The sequence below is a fragment of the Vibrio sp. T9 genome, from assembly GCF_003123985.1.
GTDB lineage: Bacteria > Pseudomonadota > Gammaproteobacteria > Enterobacterales > Vibrionaceae > Vibrio > Vibrio diabolicus.
Map to the genome: position 1 here is coordinate 31,187 of NZ_NIGY01000007.1, position 17,377 is coordinate 48,563.

General features: G+C 44.4%; 15 protein-coding genes. 4 read left to right on the plus strand and 11 right to left on the minus strand.

Annotated features, from left to right (window positions below):
• Window positions 1-79: 79 nt before the first annotated feature.
• Window positions 80-1,969 carry a DUF294 nucleotidyltransferase-like domain-containing protein gene (locus CBX98_RS15085; protein ID WP_005396868.1) on the plus strand — a complete coding sequence of 630 codons (1,890 nt, stop codon included), beginning with the start codon at window positions 80-82 and terminating at the stop codon, window positions 1,967-1,969.
• A gap of 8 nt (window positions 1,970-1,977) precedes the next feature.
• A complete protein-coding gene (locus tag CBX98_RS15090; RefSeq protein WP_172605974.1) occupies window positions 1,978-2,697 on the plus strand; it encodes a 3'-5' exonuclease in 720 nt (239 codons plus the stop codon).
• A 70-nt stretch (window positions 2,698-2,767) separates the two neighbouring features.
• On the opposite strand, the gene CBX98_RS15095 is transcribed toward CBX98_RS15090, so the two are convergent.
• A complete protein-coding gene (locus CBX98_RS15095; protein WP_012841645.1) occupies window positions 2,768-4,651 on the minus strand; it encodes a methyl-accepting chemotaxis protein in 1,884 nt (627 codons plus the stop codon).
• Window positions 4,652-4,881: 230 nt separating this feature from the next.
• On the minus strand, window positions 4,882-6,453 hold the full coding sequence (locus CBX98_RS15100; protein ID WP_005394723.1) for a BCCT family transporter: 1,572 nt from the start codon (window positions 6,451-6,453) through the stop codon (window positions 4,882-4,884).
• 387 nt (window positions 6,454-6,840) lie between these two features.
• On the opposite strand from CBX98_RS15100, the gene CBX98_RS15105 reads away from it, so the two are divergent.
• Complete coding sequence (locus CBX98_RS15105) at window positions 6,841-7,317, plus strand: MarR family transcriptional regulator (protein ID WP_031780419.1); 477 nt, start codon at window positions 6,841-6,843, stop codon at window positions 7,315-7,317.
• Between the two features lie 40 nt (window positions 7,318-7,357).
• On the opposite strand, the gene CBX98_RS15110 is transcribed toward CBX98_RS15105, so the two are convergent.
• From CBX98_RS15110 to CBX98_RS15135, 6 genes are all read right to left on the minus strand, one after another.
• Window positions 7,358-7,996 (minus strand): response regulator transcription factor, encoded by a 639-nt coding sequence (locus CBX98_RS15110; RefSeq protein ID WP_005394727.1) that lies wholly within the window; start codon window positions 7,994-7,996, stop codon window positions 7,358-7,360.
• Complete coding sequence (locus tag CBX98_RS15115; RefSeq protein WP_005394729.1) at window positions 7,989-9,344, minus strand: cache domain-containing protein; 1,356 nt, start codon at window positions 9,342-9,344, stop codon at window positions 7,989-7,991. The genes CBX98_RS15110 and CBX98_RS15115 overlap by 8 nt, the downstream gene beginning before the upstream one ends.
• A gap of 151 nt (window positions 9,345-9,495) precedes the next feature.
• A complete protein-coding gene (locus CBX98_RS15120) occupies window positions 9,496-10,782 on the minus strand; it encodes a TRAP transporter large permease subunit (protein WP_109169683.1) in 1,287 nt (428 codons plus the stop codon).
• A gap of 12 nt (window positions 10,783-10,794) precedes the next feature.
• Window positions 10,795-11,334, minus strand: a complete 540-nt coding sequence (locus tag CBX98_RS15125; RefSeq protein WP_047009966.1) for a TRAP transporter small permease subunit — start codon at window positions 11,332-11,334, stop codon at window positions 10,795-10,797.
• 115 nt (window positions 11,335-11,449) lie between these two features.
• Window positions 11,450-12,541, minus strand: coding sequence for a TRAP transporter substrate-binding protein (locus CBX98_RS15130; protein ID WP_005394734.1), 1,092 nt, complete (start codon window positions 12,539-12,541; stop codon window positions 11,450-11,452).
• Between the two features lie 414 nt (window positions 12,542-12,955).
• Window positions 12,956-13,360 (minus strand): hypothetical protein, encoded by a 405-nt coding sequence (locus tag CBX98_RS15135; protein ID WP_005394736.1) that lies wholly within the window; start codon window positions 13,358-13,360, stop codon window positions 12,956-12,958.
• 273 nt (window positions 13,361-13,633) lie between these two features.
• Between CBX98_RS15135 and CBX98_RS15140 the strand changes: the two genes are divergently transcribed.
• A complete protein-coding gene (locus CBX98_RS15140; RefSeq protein WP_046876193.1) occupies window positions 13,634-14,299 on the plus strand; it encodes a DUF2982 domain-containing protein in 666 nt (221 codons plus the stop codon).
• Window positions 14,300-14,317: 18 nt separating this feature from the next.
• Here the strand turns inward: CBX98_RS15140 and CBX98_RS15145 are convergent, their stop codons facing one another.
• The 3 genes from CBX98_RS15145 to CBX98_RS15155 form a co-directional block, all read right to left on the minus strand.
• The gene (locus CBX98_RS15145; protein ID WP_048625699.1) at window positions 14,318-14,974 is read right to left on the minus strand and encodes an MBL fold metallo-hydrolase; all 657 of its coding nucleotides are present in this window, start codon (window positions 14,972-14,974) and stop codon (window positions 14,318-14,320) included.
• 95 nt (window positions 14,975-15,069) lie between these two features.
• Complete coding sequence (locus CBX98_RS15150) at window positions 15,070-15,618, minus strand: DUF882 domain-containing protein (protein ID WP_048625700.1); 549 nt, start codon at window positions 15,616-15,618, stop codon at window positions 15,070-15,072.
• A gap of 166 nt (window positions 15,619-15,784) precedes the next feature.
• Window positions 15,785-17,326 carry a L,D-transpeptidase family protein gene (locus CBX98_RS15155; protein WP_172605975.1) on the minus strand — a complete coding sequence of 514 codons (1,542 nt, stop codon included), beginning with the start codon at window positions 17,324-17,326 and terminating at the stop codon, window positions 15,785-15,787.
• Window positions 17,327-17,377: the final 51 nt, after the last annotated feature.

Below are 17,377 nucleotides of genomic sequence, written 5' to 3' on the forward strand. Positions count from 1 at the left end.
AAATCACGGTTCAGATAAGACTCTGTTTTAAAACTAAGTTAAGATTACTTTATTATTTGCGAACTAAAAGGCACCTTCGATGGATGCAGAACTTCTCGAGATTTATAACTTTCTCGCCAAGTATCCCCCGTTCAATGAACTCCCTGAAGAAACACTAAACAAGGTGACAGAGAGTGTCGAGATCTCGTACTACCGAGAAGATACCCCAATCATCCATTTTGGAGACTATATCCAAGATCTCTACGTGGTGCGAAGCGGGGTCGTAGAAGTTTATCGACGCAAAGGAGAGCTTTATAACCGTCTTGATGAAGGTGACTTATTTGGCCAGATGGGAATGCTAACCAACAACAAAGTACGCTTTCCGGTAAAAGCCATTGAAGATACTCTTCTCTACTGTATTCCTGGTGACGTTTTCCAAGAAATATACGACAACTTTGATTCCTTTGCAGACTTTGTCGAAGTGGAAAATAGTGCTCGTTTACGCCAAGCAATTTCAGAAAACAAAGATGCAAATGATCTGACGACATCGAAAGTGAAAACCTTGCTGACTGGCGATGCTCATACGATTGATCGAGGACAGACAATCCAGCAAGCCGCGCAGCAGATGGCGAATGACAACGTATCTGCTCTACTTATAGTCGATCCAGATTTCGTTCGTGACGAAGATGACCCACAGTCTCCGGTACTTGGTATTATTACTGACCGTGACTTGTGTACCCGTGTGTTAGCCGAAGGCTTGTCTCCACAGGACGATGTATCAAGTGTGATGACCACTGAAGTCATGTCTCTTGATCACAATGCCTACATCTATGAAGCAATGTTAACCATGCTGCGTTACAACGTGCACCATCTGCCTGTGGTTAAAAACCAATTACCTATTGGTATTATCGAAACAACCGACATTGTTCGTTATGAATCACAAAACTCGCTCTTATTGGTGAGCAGCATTTTCCAACAACAGACCATCGAAGATTTGGCAGTTGTTGCTGAAGAAGTAAAAAGCAGCTTTGTACGCCTGGTCAACGAAGATGCCAACTCACACATGGTGGGCAGTGCGATGTCCGTGATTGGTCGAAGCTTCAAACAACGTCTGTTAGAAATGGCTGAAGAAGAGCTTGGCCCACCACCAATTCCTTATTGTTTCCTTGCACTTGGCTCAATGGGACGTGATGAGCAACTGTTGGTGACTGACCAAGATAACGCCATCATTCTAGATGAGACCTACCAAGAAGAGAAACATGGCAAGTACTTCGAAGCTTTAGCGAAATACGTCAGTGATGGATTAGATGCCTGTGGCTACAAGTATTGTACGGGCGATATTATGGCAACCAACCCATTATGGCGCATGACTCGTTCAGAGTGGGAAGAGTGCTTCGCTGACTGGATTGATAACCCGAACCCGAAAGCGCTACTCAACGCGTCCATCTTTTTCGATTTGGATGGCGTTTACGGTCGCTTAAAATGGGCAGAACAATTAACCAGCTTTATTGTTCGTCGTGCGCGTAAAAACAATCGCTTCTTAGCCTGTCTGGCTCGCAACGCACTTAACCGAACGCCGCCACTTGGCTTCTTTAAAGACTTTGTGATGGAGAAAGATGGCAGACACAACAACTCCATCAACCTCAAACGTCGCGGTACGGCTCCTCTGGTCGACTTAATTCGTGTTCACTCTCTGGCGGTTGGCTCACGTGCACAGAACTCGTTTGAGCGTCTCGACGACATCATTGATGCTGGCATTTTGCCAAAAGGTCGTGCACAAGACTTAAAAGACGCACTAGAGTTTATTTCCATGGTGCGTATTCGTCACCAAGCGACGGACGTGGAATTAGGCATTGACCCAGATAACAATATCGAACCAGAAAATCTCTCTGAATTTGAACGTCGCAACCTAAAAGATGCTTTCCAAATCCTAAGCAATGGTCAGAACTTCCTTAAGTTCCGCTACCAAGCGAATAAGAGCTTTAAGTGAGGTTGAACATGATCAAAAAACTCTTTCAGAAGCCAACCATTCAGTGGCCAACGAAATTTGAACAAAAGTTGGAGATGGCTAAAGATGAGAATTTAATTGCGTTTTATAGCAATAAACCACCTGCACCAGAGACCCCCCTGTCTGAGGTGGAGTTCGTCGCGCTAGATTTCGAAACGACGGGGTTGAACCCCGAGAAACATGACATCATTACCATTGGTTTAGTGCCGTTTAACTTGAAGCGGATTTTTTTGCGCAATTCGCGTCATTGGAAAGTTCGCCCGCAGCGAACACTCGATGAAGACTCGGTAATCATACATGGTATTACTCACAGTGAATTGATCGATGCACCTGACTTGGGTGACATCTTAAGCGAGCTACTACCATGCTTAAGCGGAAAAATCATTGTTGTGCATTATCGTCGTATCGAGAGAGAATTTCTGGATAAAGCTCTCAAAAGCCGATTAGGGGAAGGAATTGAGTTTCCAGTGATAGATACGCTGCATCTTGAAGAAACCATTCAACAGAAACGCTCTGGCTCACTCTGGGAGCGTTTAAAAGGCAAAAAGCCAGAATCGGTTCGGCTAGCGCAATCTCGACGCCGTTATGGTCTGCCAGACTATACCCCTCACCATGCATTAACCGATGCAATTGCTACGGCAGAACTGCTACAAGCGCAAATCGCCCATCATTATAGCGAAGACCAACCGATCAGTGAGTTCTGGCTATAACGTCTTTCTAGCTTAATAAGCGATCAAAAAAGGAGCCAAATGGCTCCTTTTTATTTAGGCCGGTATCCGATTACAGCTTAAAGCGTTGAATCTCTTGCTCTAATTCGTGTGAAAGCTCAGATAGGTGGGCAGCTTGTTCTGCTGCTTGATGAGCTTCTACCGACAGCTCGTTAGAAACGTCACGAATGCCTTCAGTATTACGCGTGATCTCGGTTGTTACCGATGCTTGCTCTTCTGCCGCCGATGCAATCTGCGTTGCCATGTCACTGATGCGCTCAACAGCAGTATGGATTTGCGTCAAGCTCGCTGCTGCCGCGTTTGCATCATCAACACTGGTGTCAGCCAGACGACGGCTATCACCCATGATGCCAACCGCTTTCGCTGTTGTGCCCTGTAGCATCTCGATAGTTTCTTGAATCTCTTGCGTTGAAGCATGAGTGCGTTGGCTCAATACGCGAACTTCATCCGCAACCACAGCAAAGCCACGACCTTGTTCACCTGCACGTGCTGCTTCAATTGCCGCGTTAAGTGCAAGTAGGTTAGTTTGCTCAGCAATACCTTGAATCGTTGATAGAATCGTATTGATGCTATTTCCGTGTGCTTCTAGCTCTTGAATCACATCAGTGGCAACTTGAACTTCTTGCGCCAAGTTCTGGATAGAACCTTGCGTCTGAGTCACTTGGCTAGAACCGTGTGAACAAGCTTGAACCGCTTCCTCTGAATTACTTGCCGTGCTATCTGCATTACCTGCAATTTCTTGTGTTGCTGCTGCCATTTCGTTCACAGCCGTCGCAACCATGTTGATCTCATCTTGCTGGTAAGAGATACGCTGACTGCGCTCTTCAGCTTGCTGTGCCGTCGTGCGTGCTTGCTCTGAAAGCGCAGATGATACGTGACTAAGCTTGGTCACCATCGTGTGCATGTTGCCAACAAAGCGGTTGAAGTTTTCAGCCAATTTACCGACTTCATCATCACTGCGTGGTTCTAGTCGTTGCGTTAAGTCACCTTCACCAGATGCAATTTCCTCAAGTGCATTTGATACGCGGCTCAAGTCACGGAACAAGAAACCAACCAACCAAGATACCGCAAGAATAACCACAATGGTGATCATCACTGCAGTGATCAATAGGTCACGTAGCAATACCGCATGCCCTGCTTCTTCCGTTGCGCGATCCATTTCAATAGCGAACATCCAATGCGTGCCAGGTACTTTATTAAAGTAGTAAAGCTTCTCTTTGCCTTTGATTACCGTATCTTCGATACGACCTTCATCTGCAGCACGCTCGATTGCCTCTTCTGAAAAGTCTTTTAGAACACTGGTGATAGGCTTAAGCGTTAAGCTTTTATCAGGATGCGCTAGGAACGTACCTTCGTTCATATCGATTAACATCGCATGCGCATTTTCACCTGCATCTAGGTTAATCACGTCGCTGATGAGCTGATCGATCAGTACATCTGCACCAACAACACCAACAAACTGACCATTTTTCATTACTGGCTCAGCAATGGTTACAAGCAGCGCGTTAGTGATTGCATCTTGATATGCAGCTGTGATGATCTGCTTACCTGCGGCGTTAGCATCTTTGTACCAAGGACGAGTACGAGGGTCGTAATCAGCACGGTTACGCTCAGGGTGAGAGCGATACATATCACCGTTTGGTGTACCAAGGAAGATGTCATCAAAGCCACCAGCCTTGCGAGCTTGTTGTAGGAAAGGGACAACGTCTTGCTCTGTCGAGTAGTCGTTGAATGCGGTAGCAATATCTTTACGGATATTGACCCAATCAGAAATTCCTTCTGACGCAGTAGTACTTAGACTTTGCGCACGTGAATAGACACCTGAACGAGTCTGATCAAATAATTGACCAGCCGACAACCAAGTAAGTGCTGTTGCCATCACAACAACAGCAGAAAGGCTTGCGCCAATAAGCTTTTGTTTTAATGATAATTTCATATTTATAGTTTTTGAGTTGGGAGAACAGTTAAGGTGTGTGAATATTACACACTTTTTCACGACTATTCACTAATTTTTAAAAAACAAAATAGCACATTAACTCTTTGTAAAATATGAACTTTCATGTGTCATTTTTTTGTCTCACCGTCATAAAAACCGCACAAAAAAAGCCAGCAAAATGCTGGCCTTTTGATTACTTGTTACTCAGACAGATTTATAAAATGCCTGAATTATTGACGTTCTGTTCTCATACCCATCAATAAGCTCACACACATTGCAAGCAGAATGAAGGTAAACGGTAGTGCTGTAGAAATTGCACCTGCCTGAAGCGCTTGAACTGCTTCTGAGCCACCAATCCACAGTAGAGCAACCGCAATTGCACCTTCCATAAATGCCCAGAAAACACGTTGAAGTACAGGAGCGTCGACTTTACCGCCCGCTGTGATGCTGTCGATAACAAGTGAACCAGAGTCAGAAGACGTGATGAAGAACACAAGTACCAACACAACAGCAATGATTGAAAGCATGCTACCAAATGGAAGAACATCGAACATTTGGAACATAGCAAGTGAAACGTCAGTCAAACCATTCGTGCCCAACTCACCTACTTTATCAACAACTTGCTCGATCGCTAGACCACCAAATACTGACATCCAAACAACAGTAACAGCGGTTGGAACCAATAGAACGGCTGTAATGAATTCGCGAACGGTACGACCGCGAGAAACACGCGCAATGAACATACCGACGAATGGTGACCATGAAATCCACCAAGCCCAGTAGAATACTGTCCAGCCTTGGAACCATGCTTCATCTGTACGACCAAACGGGTTACTTAGCGGAATAATATTCTCTACGTATGCCATAAGTGTGGTTGGAATCGAGCCTAAACTCGCAGCCCAACCGATAAGACCAACAAGAATCAGTAGCAAGAACGCCACAACCATGTTGATGTTACTAATGACTTTAACGCCACCATCAATACCACGTACGACTGAAACAACAGCAAGCAAAGTTACAACGGTAATGACGACGATTTGTAGGCCCAGTCCTGGCTCAACACCAAATACGTGATGAATACCACTTGCCGCTTGTTGTGCACCTAAGCCCAGTGACGTTGCAAGACCAAACAAGGTCGCAAGAACGGCCAAGATATCCACGATATGACCAGCCCAGCCCCACGCGCGATCACCCAGAAGCGGGTAGAAGATCGAGCGCATAGAAAGCGGTAAACCTTTGTTGTAGGCAAAGAATGCTAAAGAAAGTGCTACAACACCGTAAATTGCCCATGGGTGAAGACCCCAGTGGAACATCGTCGCACCCAGTGCCAATCTCGCTGCTTCTGGTGTGTTTGCTTCAACACCGAGTGGCGTTTCATACCAACCAGTGAAGTAAGCGACAGGTTCTGCGACACTCCAGAACATTAAACCGATACCCATACCAGCCGCAAATAGCATTGCAAGCCATGACATGAACGAGTAATCGGCAACAGCGTCTTTACCACCTAGGCGGATTTTACCCATTGGCGAAACGATAAGTGCCAAACAGAAAATAACGAAAATATTACCTGCAATAATGAACAACCAATCGAATGAACCAATGATCTTCCATTTCAGCCCATCAAGTGCCGTCTTTGCGGTATGTGCATCTAGAACTAATGCAGCGACAAGAAACAGCGCAATTAAACCTGCACTAATACCAAAAACTGGGTTATGAACATCAAAACCCCATTTTTGAACGTTGTCTTGACCTACCGTATAGTCGGTACTATCGATACTGTACTTATCTATACCCTTTGTCATCGTTCCTCTCTATTTTTGTACTGTTTTTACGTACCAAACAAAAAAATCTTTCGAACACGATACGTTTTACATTCCGTGAAGGCGCAAGATCCTATCATTTGACACGTTTTTGTCTATCTTTTTGCTATGAAAAAATCCAATAACTTACTTTTCACTCAGCAATTTCCGCCTTTAAAAGGATAAACCACTAGCGCAATAGTTAGACCACAAACATTTATTGCTATAATAATTTTAGGTCTTCTTATTTTGTCTACACGACGCGACAAAATGAAATTGGAGACACTACTTAAAATTGTAGTGGTAATTTTTGATTCCACCCCTTTAAATAAGGGCGCATTTAAGTTAGTGTCGCCTCGATAAATGTTCCCTACAGACTGGATGAATAAATTGGAAAAGTACGAAGAAGTATTGGTCTCGATTCGTCAGATCATCCGCGCTATTGATTTACATTCTAAAAAGCTGAGCAAAGAGTCTGGATTGACCGCTCCACAGTTGATTTTGATGCGTGCTATCAATGAGTTAGATAACGTAACGATTAAACAGTTGTCTAGCCACACTAACATGAGCCAAGCGACCGCAACGACCATTCTAGATAGACTAGAACGAGGCCAGTTTGTTGAGCGTCAACGCAGTGTTCAAGACAAGCGTAAAGTGCATGCTGTACTTACGAGCAAAGGCCAAGAAGCCCTAAAGCAAGCACCAACGCCATTGCAGGAACACTTCATTAATCGATTCCAAAAATTGGAAGAATGGGAGCAGTCTCTGCTGCTATCTTCCGTTCAACGCATCTCAACAATGATGAATGCAGAGGATATCGATGTCGCTCCAATGCTAGAGCTTGGCAGCATTACAAAAGTCGATTAATTTCGCTCTCACGTGCTCGCTTTTTGCGGGCACTACTCTCCTACTCTGTTAACCCTGTTTCAAACGCATATTTCGCTAGCTCCGCCGTCGAATGTAAATCCAACTTGTGCTTAATGTTGTGGCGATGCGTCTCTACCGTTCGGTAGCTAATGTTAAGTAGTGTGGCTATTTTCTTACTGCTGTTTCCTTGAGCGACTAATTTAAGCACCGCCTCTTCCCTTCGGCTGAGTGGATTCGTTTTTTGAGTGGCTGGCACCACCTCTTGGGTAAAAAGCGTTTGTGTGACAGACTCGCAGAAATACGTTGAACCTTGATTTACCGTTTTTATTGCTTGCACCATTTTCTCGGCCGAGATTTCCTTGAGCATGTACCCTACTGCGCCAGCTTGCATGACCTTCATGATGTATTCACGGTTATCGTGCATGGTCAGCATAAGTATTTTGCTCTCTGGACGCTCTTCTTTAATTACCCCAGTCGCTTCAATACCGTTCATTATCGGCATGCTAATGTCCATCAAGATGACATCAGGCTGAAGGTGCTTTGCGACTTCTATCGCTTCCAGCCCATTGCTTGCCGTACCGACCACTTCAATGTCAGGCTCTAACTCCAAGCGAGCCATGAAGCCATCTAAGACCACTTGATGATCATCAACAATCACCACACTAATCGGTTTATCCATAAACTAATTCATCCAAATTAAGCAGCACGGTAATCTCTGTTCCTAAACCAAGCTCACTCATCAGTTCAAACTCACCACCAATGAACTCTACACGCTCTTGCATGTTCCTTAACCCAATCCCTTGTTGGTGCACTGCTTGGTTAACCACAAAGCCAACACCGTCGTCACGTATGAGTAATTGCAGCATATTGCCCATTTTTTGCAAAGTAACCGTCACTTTTTTCGCTCTTGCGTGTTTTTCGATGTTGTTCAAAGACTCTTGAGCAACACGATACAAGGTTGTCGCGACCTCCGACGTCAGTTTGTACTGCTGAGTATCAAAATTACTCTCGATATCAATCCCAGAGTGAGAGTGAAAGTCTTGCAGTAAAGTGGTCAGTGCCGCCTCTAAGCCGATATCATCAAGGGCGCTAGGGCGAAGTTGATGAGAAATATGCCTTACTTCATTTATCGCGGTGACCAATGAGCGTTGCGATTTATCTAAGTGGGATTTGAGTTTTTCGTCTTCCAGTCTATGACTCATTAAATCCAAATGACATTTACTAGAAACTAACAGCTGGTTGATTCCATCATGCAACTCTCTCGCTAGATGCTTTTTCTCATCCTCTTGAAACATGACGGTTTTATGTGCCAACTCTTTAAGGTTTTTATCGGCAAGACGGTGTTCATGCAGATTGATCGCTAAAGTGAGAACGATAATTACAGCAACGGTCACCGCTAAGATCACGACGACCGAGAAAAAAGTCGTTTCGATATTTTTGTTCACCGCAGCACGCATATTGGCAACTTCTTGGCTGACGTCCTCAATATAGAGCCCTGTCCCTATCATCCATTCCCACTTATCGAGCCATGCGGCGTAGCTAAGCTTTGGGACGACCTCACCCGTAGATGGCTTTTGCCACAGGTATTGATGAAACCCACCACCTGATTGAGCTTGATACAACAAAGCTTCTATTAGACGATCGCCATTCTCGTCTTCAAGATAGAGTAAGTTCTCTCCGACTAGCTCTGGAAGAACAGGATGTACAAGGTTGGTGCCGTATTTATCGTAAGCAAAAAAGTAGCCGTCTGCTCCGTAGCTTAAACGGTTTAAAATCGCTTTCACGCGTGTTTTAGCAACGCTCTCTTCTAAGGTTGGATCGTTGTAGATATAAGAAATGGAGTCAAAGGCGACGTCGACCGTGTCTTTGAGCGCCGCCTCTTTTGATTGGATCAGGTTTTGATGAAAGATCTCTACCTCCCTTTTGCCAAGAGTCTTGGTTTGATAGATAGAAATCCAACTGATACTCGCTGACACCAATACCACGGGTATCAATGTCAGCAGAATTAACTTTGCTTTGAGAGGCATCCCTTTCCTCCATGAAACGCTGCTTTACAGCTCACTATCTTAGCAGCACAAATAACTCGACTTCGTCCGCCTAGACATAAATAGCAGCTTAACAACTTGTCTCAAAAGGTAAAAACTCTCAGTTCACAAAATCTCTTTTATTATCGAGTGATCAACTCATGCCATAAAAGCCTGGGAAAAACAGCAAAGAAGCCAACACGACAATTTGAATCGCGATAAACGGCATCACACCTTTGTAAATATCTCGCGTAGTGACACCTGCTGGTGCGACGCCTTTTAGATAGAACAAACTAAAACCAAATGGCGGTGTTAGGAATGATGTCTGTAAGTTCATTGCGATAAGAATCGCAAACCACGTCATGTTGATACCCATCAACTCAGCGACCGGCGCAATAATTGGCACGATGATAAAGCAGATTTCAACGAAGTCGATAAAGAAGCCTAAAATCAGAATCACCACCATGGTAATGATGAGGAAGCCCCACTTTTCACCCGGCAGTTCTAACATCCACTCTTCGACTAGATAATCACCGCCAGTGTAGGTAAATGCCATTGAGAAGGCGGTTGCCCCTAGCAAAATAGCAAAGACCATTGCGGTTACTTTAACGGTTTCTTTCGATGCATCATAAATCATCGACCAACTAAACTGCTTATACAGTAACGACAGAACTATCGCACCAGCGCCGCCCAGAGCCGCTGACTCTGTTGGCGTTGCAATCCCTGCAAAGATGGAGCCCAATACCACAATGATCAGTGCTAGTGGCGGTAAAACGGCTTTCAGCGCGGTGAACACTTCTTGCTTTCGACTGATCGACTCATCGCGCTCTATCGCCTGTGCGGCGTGAGGATTCAACTTCGCGTAAATAAGAATGTAGATAACATAGGCGCCGACGAGCGTGATACCGGGCCAGATTGCAGCTTGGAATAAGTCCCCGACCGGAACGCCGAGTACATCCCCTAACAAGATCAACACGATAGAAGGCGGGATAATTTGTCCCAAGGTACCAGACGCACAAATAGTCCCGCACGCCAAGCCTTTGTCGTAATTGTATTTAAGCATCACAGGCAGTGAGATCAACCCCATCGCAACAACCGATGCGCCGACTACGCCCGTTGATGCGGCAAGTAATGCGCCAACTAATACTGTCGAAATAGCAATACCACCACGGACACCGCCGAACAGACGTCCCATTGACTCAAGCAGTTGCTCTGCAAGCTTCGTCTTCTGAAGTACTAGTCCCATGAAGACAAACAATGGTACGGCCATTAGCACCGTATTTTCCATAATGGATTGAATACGATATGGCATGAAAGCAAACATCTCGATGCCTTCAGCCCAAACACCAAAAATCAGTGCAATACCGCCAAAAGTAAAGGCAACGGGGAATCCCAATAAAAGCGCAAAAAGCGCGACAAAAAACATCACTATACCGATCATAATGACTTCCTTTTACGACTTACCGTTATTACCGGCATAGATAAGATGAGGGTTAACAATCTTGTTGATCGAATGCAGCAGCAGTCCAATGCCGCTGACTGCCATAAAGAAAAATGACAGCGGAATCATCGCCTTGATGATCCAACGATATGGCAATCCGCCTGGGTCACCAGACGTCTCGCCTAGCGCGTAACTTTCTTTGGCGAAATCGACACCAAACCAAGCCACCAGTAGGCAAAAAGGGAATAAGAAAAATAGCGTGCCTATGATGTCGATGATGGATTGTGCTTTGTAAGATAAGCGTTCATAAAAAATGTCAACGCGAACATGGCCACCAGACTTAATCGCGTAAGGCACACCAAGCAGAAATACGGCGGAGAATAGATGCCATTCCATTTCTTGGAATGCAATGGATACATCGTTGAATACATATCGCATCACAACGTCGTAAACCACATTCACCAACAATAAAATAAACAGGATGCTGGACAACCATCCGAGGAAATCGCTAAAGCGGTTAAATAATCGCTCAATATAAATAAGACTTCTCATTCCGAACTCCGTGGAACGTTTGGATACGCTCCGCTATGGTGCGGAGCATTCATTATGAAGTTTTCTTGGGCTTCGTTCGCAGGCTAAACCTCTCGGCGTCGCCTGCGTCATAACGTTATTGTTGAGCTTGACTGTTTAAGTAAGCTCTGTGTGAAATGTCTGACCAAGGTCGAACTTGATTCATGTAGTTCGCTTGCGACTCTTGAATCTCTTTCGCCAAAGCATCTTTTTCTGCGTGCTCTTTCAACAAACGATCGTTTGCTTCTCGCAACGCAGCCACTACTTCAGGCGGGAAGTCTTTGACTTCAACATTTGGGTATTCAGATTTGATAGATGCCCAGTTTTTGCCACTTTCGTGTTTCGATTGCGTGTACATATCGTAAGCGGCGGTTTTCATTGCTACTTGTAAAATCGCTTTTAGATCATCAGGTAGACGGTTCCAAGTACGCTTATTAACAAGGAACTGAAGCTCAGTTGCTGGCTCATGCCAACCTGTGTAGTAGTATGGCGCGATTTTGTGGAATCCCATGCGCAAATCCAATGATGGACCAACCCACTCCAAGGCATCAATTGTGCGACGCTCTAGAGAGGTATATAGTTCACCAGGGGCGATATTCGTTGGTTTTGCACCTAGCTCTGCCAAGATCTCACCAGCAAAACCTGGGATACGCATTTTCAAACCCTGCAAATCCTCGACGGACTTGATCTCTTTCTGGAACCACCCGCCCATCTGAGTATCGGTATTACCGCCAGGGAAAGACATCAAATTATGTGGAGAGTACACCTTCTCCATCAGCTCCATACCACCGCCGTAGTAAAACCACGCATACTGCTCAGTTGGTAGCATACCGAAAGGCATAGAAGTGAAGTAAAGTGTGTTTGGAACCTTGCCCTTCCAGTAGTAAGACGCCGAGTGGCCCATGTCGTATTGGCCAGACTTAACCATATCAAACACCCCAAAAGGCGCTTTGTGCTTGTTTGCGGAATCAATACGGATTTGCAGACGCCCGTTGGACATCTCCTCTGCCATTTTTGCCATGTTTTTTGTCGCATCACCAAAAATAGGGAAGTTAGGTCCCCAAGTTTCAGCAAGCTTTAAACGATAGACTTTTTCAGCAGCATTTGCAGAAGTCACAACGAATGTCATCGCGGCAACGACAGCGGTTGTTTTGAGCACTCGTTTTAAAGATTTTTGGATTAGACTCATCGTTCACGTCCTTTATCACCAAGGTTATTGTTGTCATCCATTTCATTAGGATTGGCTGTATTCGGTATAAAAGATGTAACAATGTTGTCGAATGCGAAATGGGCATGAACACGGAAGCGAGTAATTCATCAATAAGACATTAGCCTTAGGTATTACGTATAACTACGTAGGACAGCTGTTATGCAACAAGTTTAATTATCATAAAATTAATGAGTTACTTTTCCTGTAACGAGGCAAAAAGAAAAATGATACGTACGTACTTCTCTGCCAAAAAATTTACATAGTATTTAAGAAAATGTGACAAAGCACTTATTGGCAGCGTTAAAATCAATTCCTAATAGATTATTTTCAATACGAAGATAAAAAAATACCCCGGCATTGGCCGAGGTATTCAAGCTAGAACGGTAGCGGTAATTAAACTGCTTTGTAGATAACTTTGTTACCTGCTAACTGCTCTTTTTGAACTAGGTTTTCTTCAAGAAGCTTCTTCAGTGCGCCAGTAGCCCATGATGCCGCTTTAGTATCTTCTTGACCTGCAGCTAGACCAATGCCTTTAGGGTTGATACCTTCAGCATTTGCTACAACGATGTCTAATACTTGTTGTTGCTTAGGAGTAAGGGCAACATCAACTGTTTTCACTGCAGCTACTTTTTTCTCAGCTACTACTTTCTCAGCAACAGCTTTTTCAGCAACAGAAGGTGCTACTGCTTTTTCGGCAACAGGCTTCACTGCTTTAGGTGCTGCAGCTAAGTTTGCTACTGTCGCTTTAATGCGTTTTTGCAGTTTCATCTGCACTTTACGCTTATGAGCAAGTCTCATTGAATATTTCTCCAGTTCACTGCATCTCAGCAGGGATGAAAATTTGAAGCGCGTTTTATACCAAAATTCACAAGCAATTTGTAGGTTTTAGCGGCGAAACGCGATGAAAAATGCGCTCAAAGCATAGAACGTCTACTATTTAATCAGATATTTTATGAACGGATTTATTGAATACTGGGTATAAAAACAGAGGTTTCTTTTATTTCAAATGCAAGTCAATGCACATTTAGTCATCCACGCATTTTTGATCAAGTATTCGATGAGGTTATAAGCATGGAAACGCTGCACCTAACAAATTCACATTTCAAACCCGACTCCCCTATCAACAGAATACTTTTGTTGCTCGTTGCACTGATAACCCTGTTTTTGGTTGTCATTTCTCCGGGATGGAAGCAAGCCATGTTGTCGGTCATTTTGATGTCTGCAATTGTTGGTTTCGCCATCTTGATGATCAAAAAAAGCCAAGTCACTTTTACGCTGACAGCTTCTCACTTCCAACAACACCTTTTTAAAGGCGGATGGGTCGTCCGATGGCGAAATATTGAGTCAATAGGGATTTGTAGCTACCAGCAGGAAGGGTGGCATCAGCCGCTACCTTGGATTGGTATTCGTCTAAAACACTACTCACCTTATTTGGATTCGATCTGCCCTCGTATAGCGACAGAAATTCTCCTTAGCCAACGCGCACTACTTTATTTAGGTGCGAAGCAAAATCAGTGTGAAGATAAGTTTGAAGATATGGTGCTTGATCCTAAGCCATACATAAACAGCAATGGGATTGAGTATAAAGGCTTACTGGCGATGCTCGCCAACCGTATGAAATATCAAAGAGGATTTTACGGCTACGATCTGTTTATATCAGCCAGTGACCTAGATCGTGAAGCAGAGGATTTTGTGGGACTGACTCGGCGATACTTAGCTGCCGCCGAGCCAGAATAATGCTTACTACACGCGCTTTTAGTAAAGCGGCATCTCGTCAGCAACGAACGGGTTAGTTTTACGTTCGTGACCGAAAGTCGATTGAGGGCCGTGACCAGGGACAAACGTGACATCATTGCCTAAAGGCCACAATTTCTCTTTGATAGAGCTAATCAAGGTATTGAAATCACCTTGTGGGAAGTCAGTTCGGCCAATGCTACCGTTAAACAATACGTCGCCCACAAACGCCAATCGCGCTTCTTCACTATAAAGAACAACGTGACCAGGGGTATGACCTGGTGTGTGGAATACCTTTAATACTTGATTACCAAACGTGACAGTGTCACCCTCATTTAACCATTGATGCGGTTCAAAGGCTTCAGTCAATGGGAAACCAAACATTTGGCTTTGCCCTTCTAGACCTTGTAACCAAAAATTATCCGCTTTATGAGGACCAATGATCTCAGTACCACCAAGCATTGCAGCCAGCGGCTCTGTTCCGCCAACATGATCTAGGTGACCATGAGTTAGCACCAAGTTGACGATCTCGATGCCAAGCTCTTTAATGAGCATAGCAAGTTGCTTTTCGTCACCGCCTGGGTCAATAACGATGCCTTTCATCGTTTCATCACACCACACGATAGAACAGTTTTGAGAAAAAGATGTCACTGGGACAACTTGGTATTTCAGAGCCATAGAAAACCTATTACCAAACAAATTTGCGTTAAAACTGGCGCAACTATGACACTAACCCCATGCGACTTCAAGACCTGCTGAGGCTTGCTATTGACTTACCAAGAACGCACAGCACCTGTGTCGATATGGACAAAGTTACTACTTGGATAATACCCAACACCACCAGCTTTCAAGCTAATTGCTGCATCGCGTACAGTAGACAATTTCACTCCATCAAGACGGAAGTCTATGGCCTTACCTTCCATATGAAGACTTTTCTTCGCCACTCCGCTAGCCCCTTTACGCAGGGACGCATTGGTCAAAGGCGAACGGTAACCAGAAATTACAATGACTTCTGCATCTGTACCGATCAGCTTTTGAATCTGGCTGATTTGATCGAACAAGCGTCGATCCATCGGATGAACTTCGTTTCGACGGTGATCACGACAAAACTCATTCAGCTTTTTTAGTTCATCATCAAGATAGCGTCTACCATCGAAATAGCATGTTTCGAGGAGCTCTCCAGTATTAAGGTTGTTCATCGCCAACTCACGTGGCTCGTCAGGGAATGAAGCCCATGAAATCGATGGCAAGGCAGATGCCAAAACCACGCCACCAGCGGTCATTTTAAGGAAATCTCGGCGGGAAAAATTACGACTTACCATTTCAAAAAACAATGCTCAACAACTAAACAAGTCGCGGACATTACCCAAACACATTTGTCACGTCAAATGCATAAATCGCTCCACCCTAATTTTAAGATGTGTCGATTAACGCTTAATTATTGAACAAACAGAAGATTCTTAGTTTTGTAAATTTTATTTAAAGATTTCAACTACGGTGATCGTATTTATAGATATCATCTCGGTAGTAAAGTGTTCCCTCTTCTAGCCATGCGGTTTGATAAATAATGTGCACTTGGATGCGTTCTCCTAAAGGAACCGACGTGTTAGAGCGACGCGTACTTTCCCGTTTTTTCGCTAGGCGTTCTTCTAATCCCTGAGTTTTGAATAAGAGCTCCGCCAGTTGGTCGGCATGTTCAACGCGGACACACCCGGAGCTGAATGCGCGTCTATCTCGTTCGAACAAGTTTTTACTTGGCGTATCATGCAAATAGATAGCTTGGGGGTTTGGCATATTAAACTTATACAATCCCAATGCATTGTGTAAGCCCGATGCCTGCCGCATACGATAAGGAAATGTTCTCGGATTCACCGTCGCCCAATTGATGGTTGTAGGGTCAATAATTTCGTTTGACGTCCAAGACCGGATGATTTGAATGTTGTGGTTAATCAAATACATCGGATTACGTTTCACTTTAGGAATGATGTCTTTCACCATTATGGTCCATGGCACATTCCATGTGGGGTTGAGAATGACGGAGTCAAGAGTTCCCGACATGATTGGTGTTTTTCTTGAGGCTCTGCCAACCACAACTTTAGACTCGAACAACGGTTGACCATCGTGCCAATACGTCACTTCGTATCCAGGTACATTTACAAAGACAACATTATCTCTGTCTTTGGACCAAATCCTTGAACGTTCTGAGTTCAGCGCCAATAGATGCAATCGTTCTTGAGGAGAAAAGTTGATCCATCGAATGGTATTCGGGCCAATCACCCCATCCTCTTTCAAGCCATGAATACGCTGAAACTCTTTCACCGCTAACTCTAATTCTTCATCATACTGTTGGGTCGTGATATCTAAATACGATACATCCACACCGACCACTTCCATACGCTCAATCAGAAGCGGTTTATTTTCTAATTGGTCACCGACACGGGCAAGGCCCGTTTGTTCATAGATTGGATATTGATACTGAGCGTGCTCGGATAAAGAGGAGTAAGCGGAATAAAAAGCTTCGTCCGTTTGTAAAGGAGAGCGAAGGCTTGCTAAGAATTGACTAAGTTTGCCAACCGTAATTTCGTTACTCAGTACGGACAAAGTATCGATGCTAGGAGCAGGTAAAATCACGTGGGCTTTGTTAGCAAATAACCAATTGATACCTTCTTCAGGGAGCTGCTCGAGATAGCTGAGATACATCAACAGTGAATCTGTCATCACCAAATCAAAGTCGAGGTTATCTCCCTGCCATCGAACTTGGTTTATACGATGGAGTTGATTCTCGAATTCGTCCGTGACGCCAGCAAGAGCAAGCAAGTTTACTTGAAAAAGAAACTGCTCAATATCGCTTTCATTTTCCCAGTTCAAACGGTAATTGGTACTTTGATAAAGCTGGTCAATCACCTCTGGATAATGGATCATTTTTTCGACAGACAGCTTTTGTACCGCTCCCTCTTGCTCTGTTTGTGCAGAAGCTTCGAGAGAAACGACGGTAGAAAAGCTGAAAAACGGCACCATAAGTGCCGTCATGATTAAAACCCTAGCAAACACTGAAACGATCCTTGCGCTACTTGCCATAAT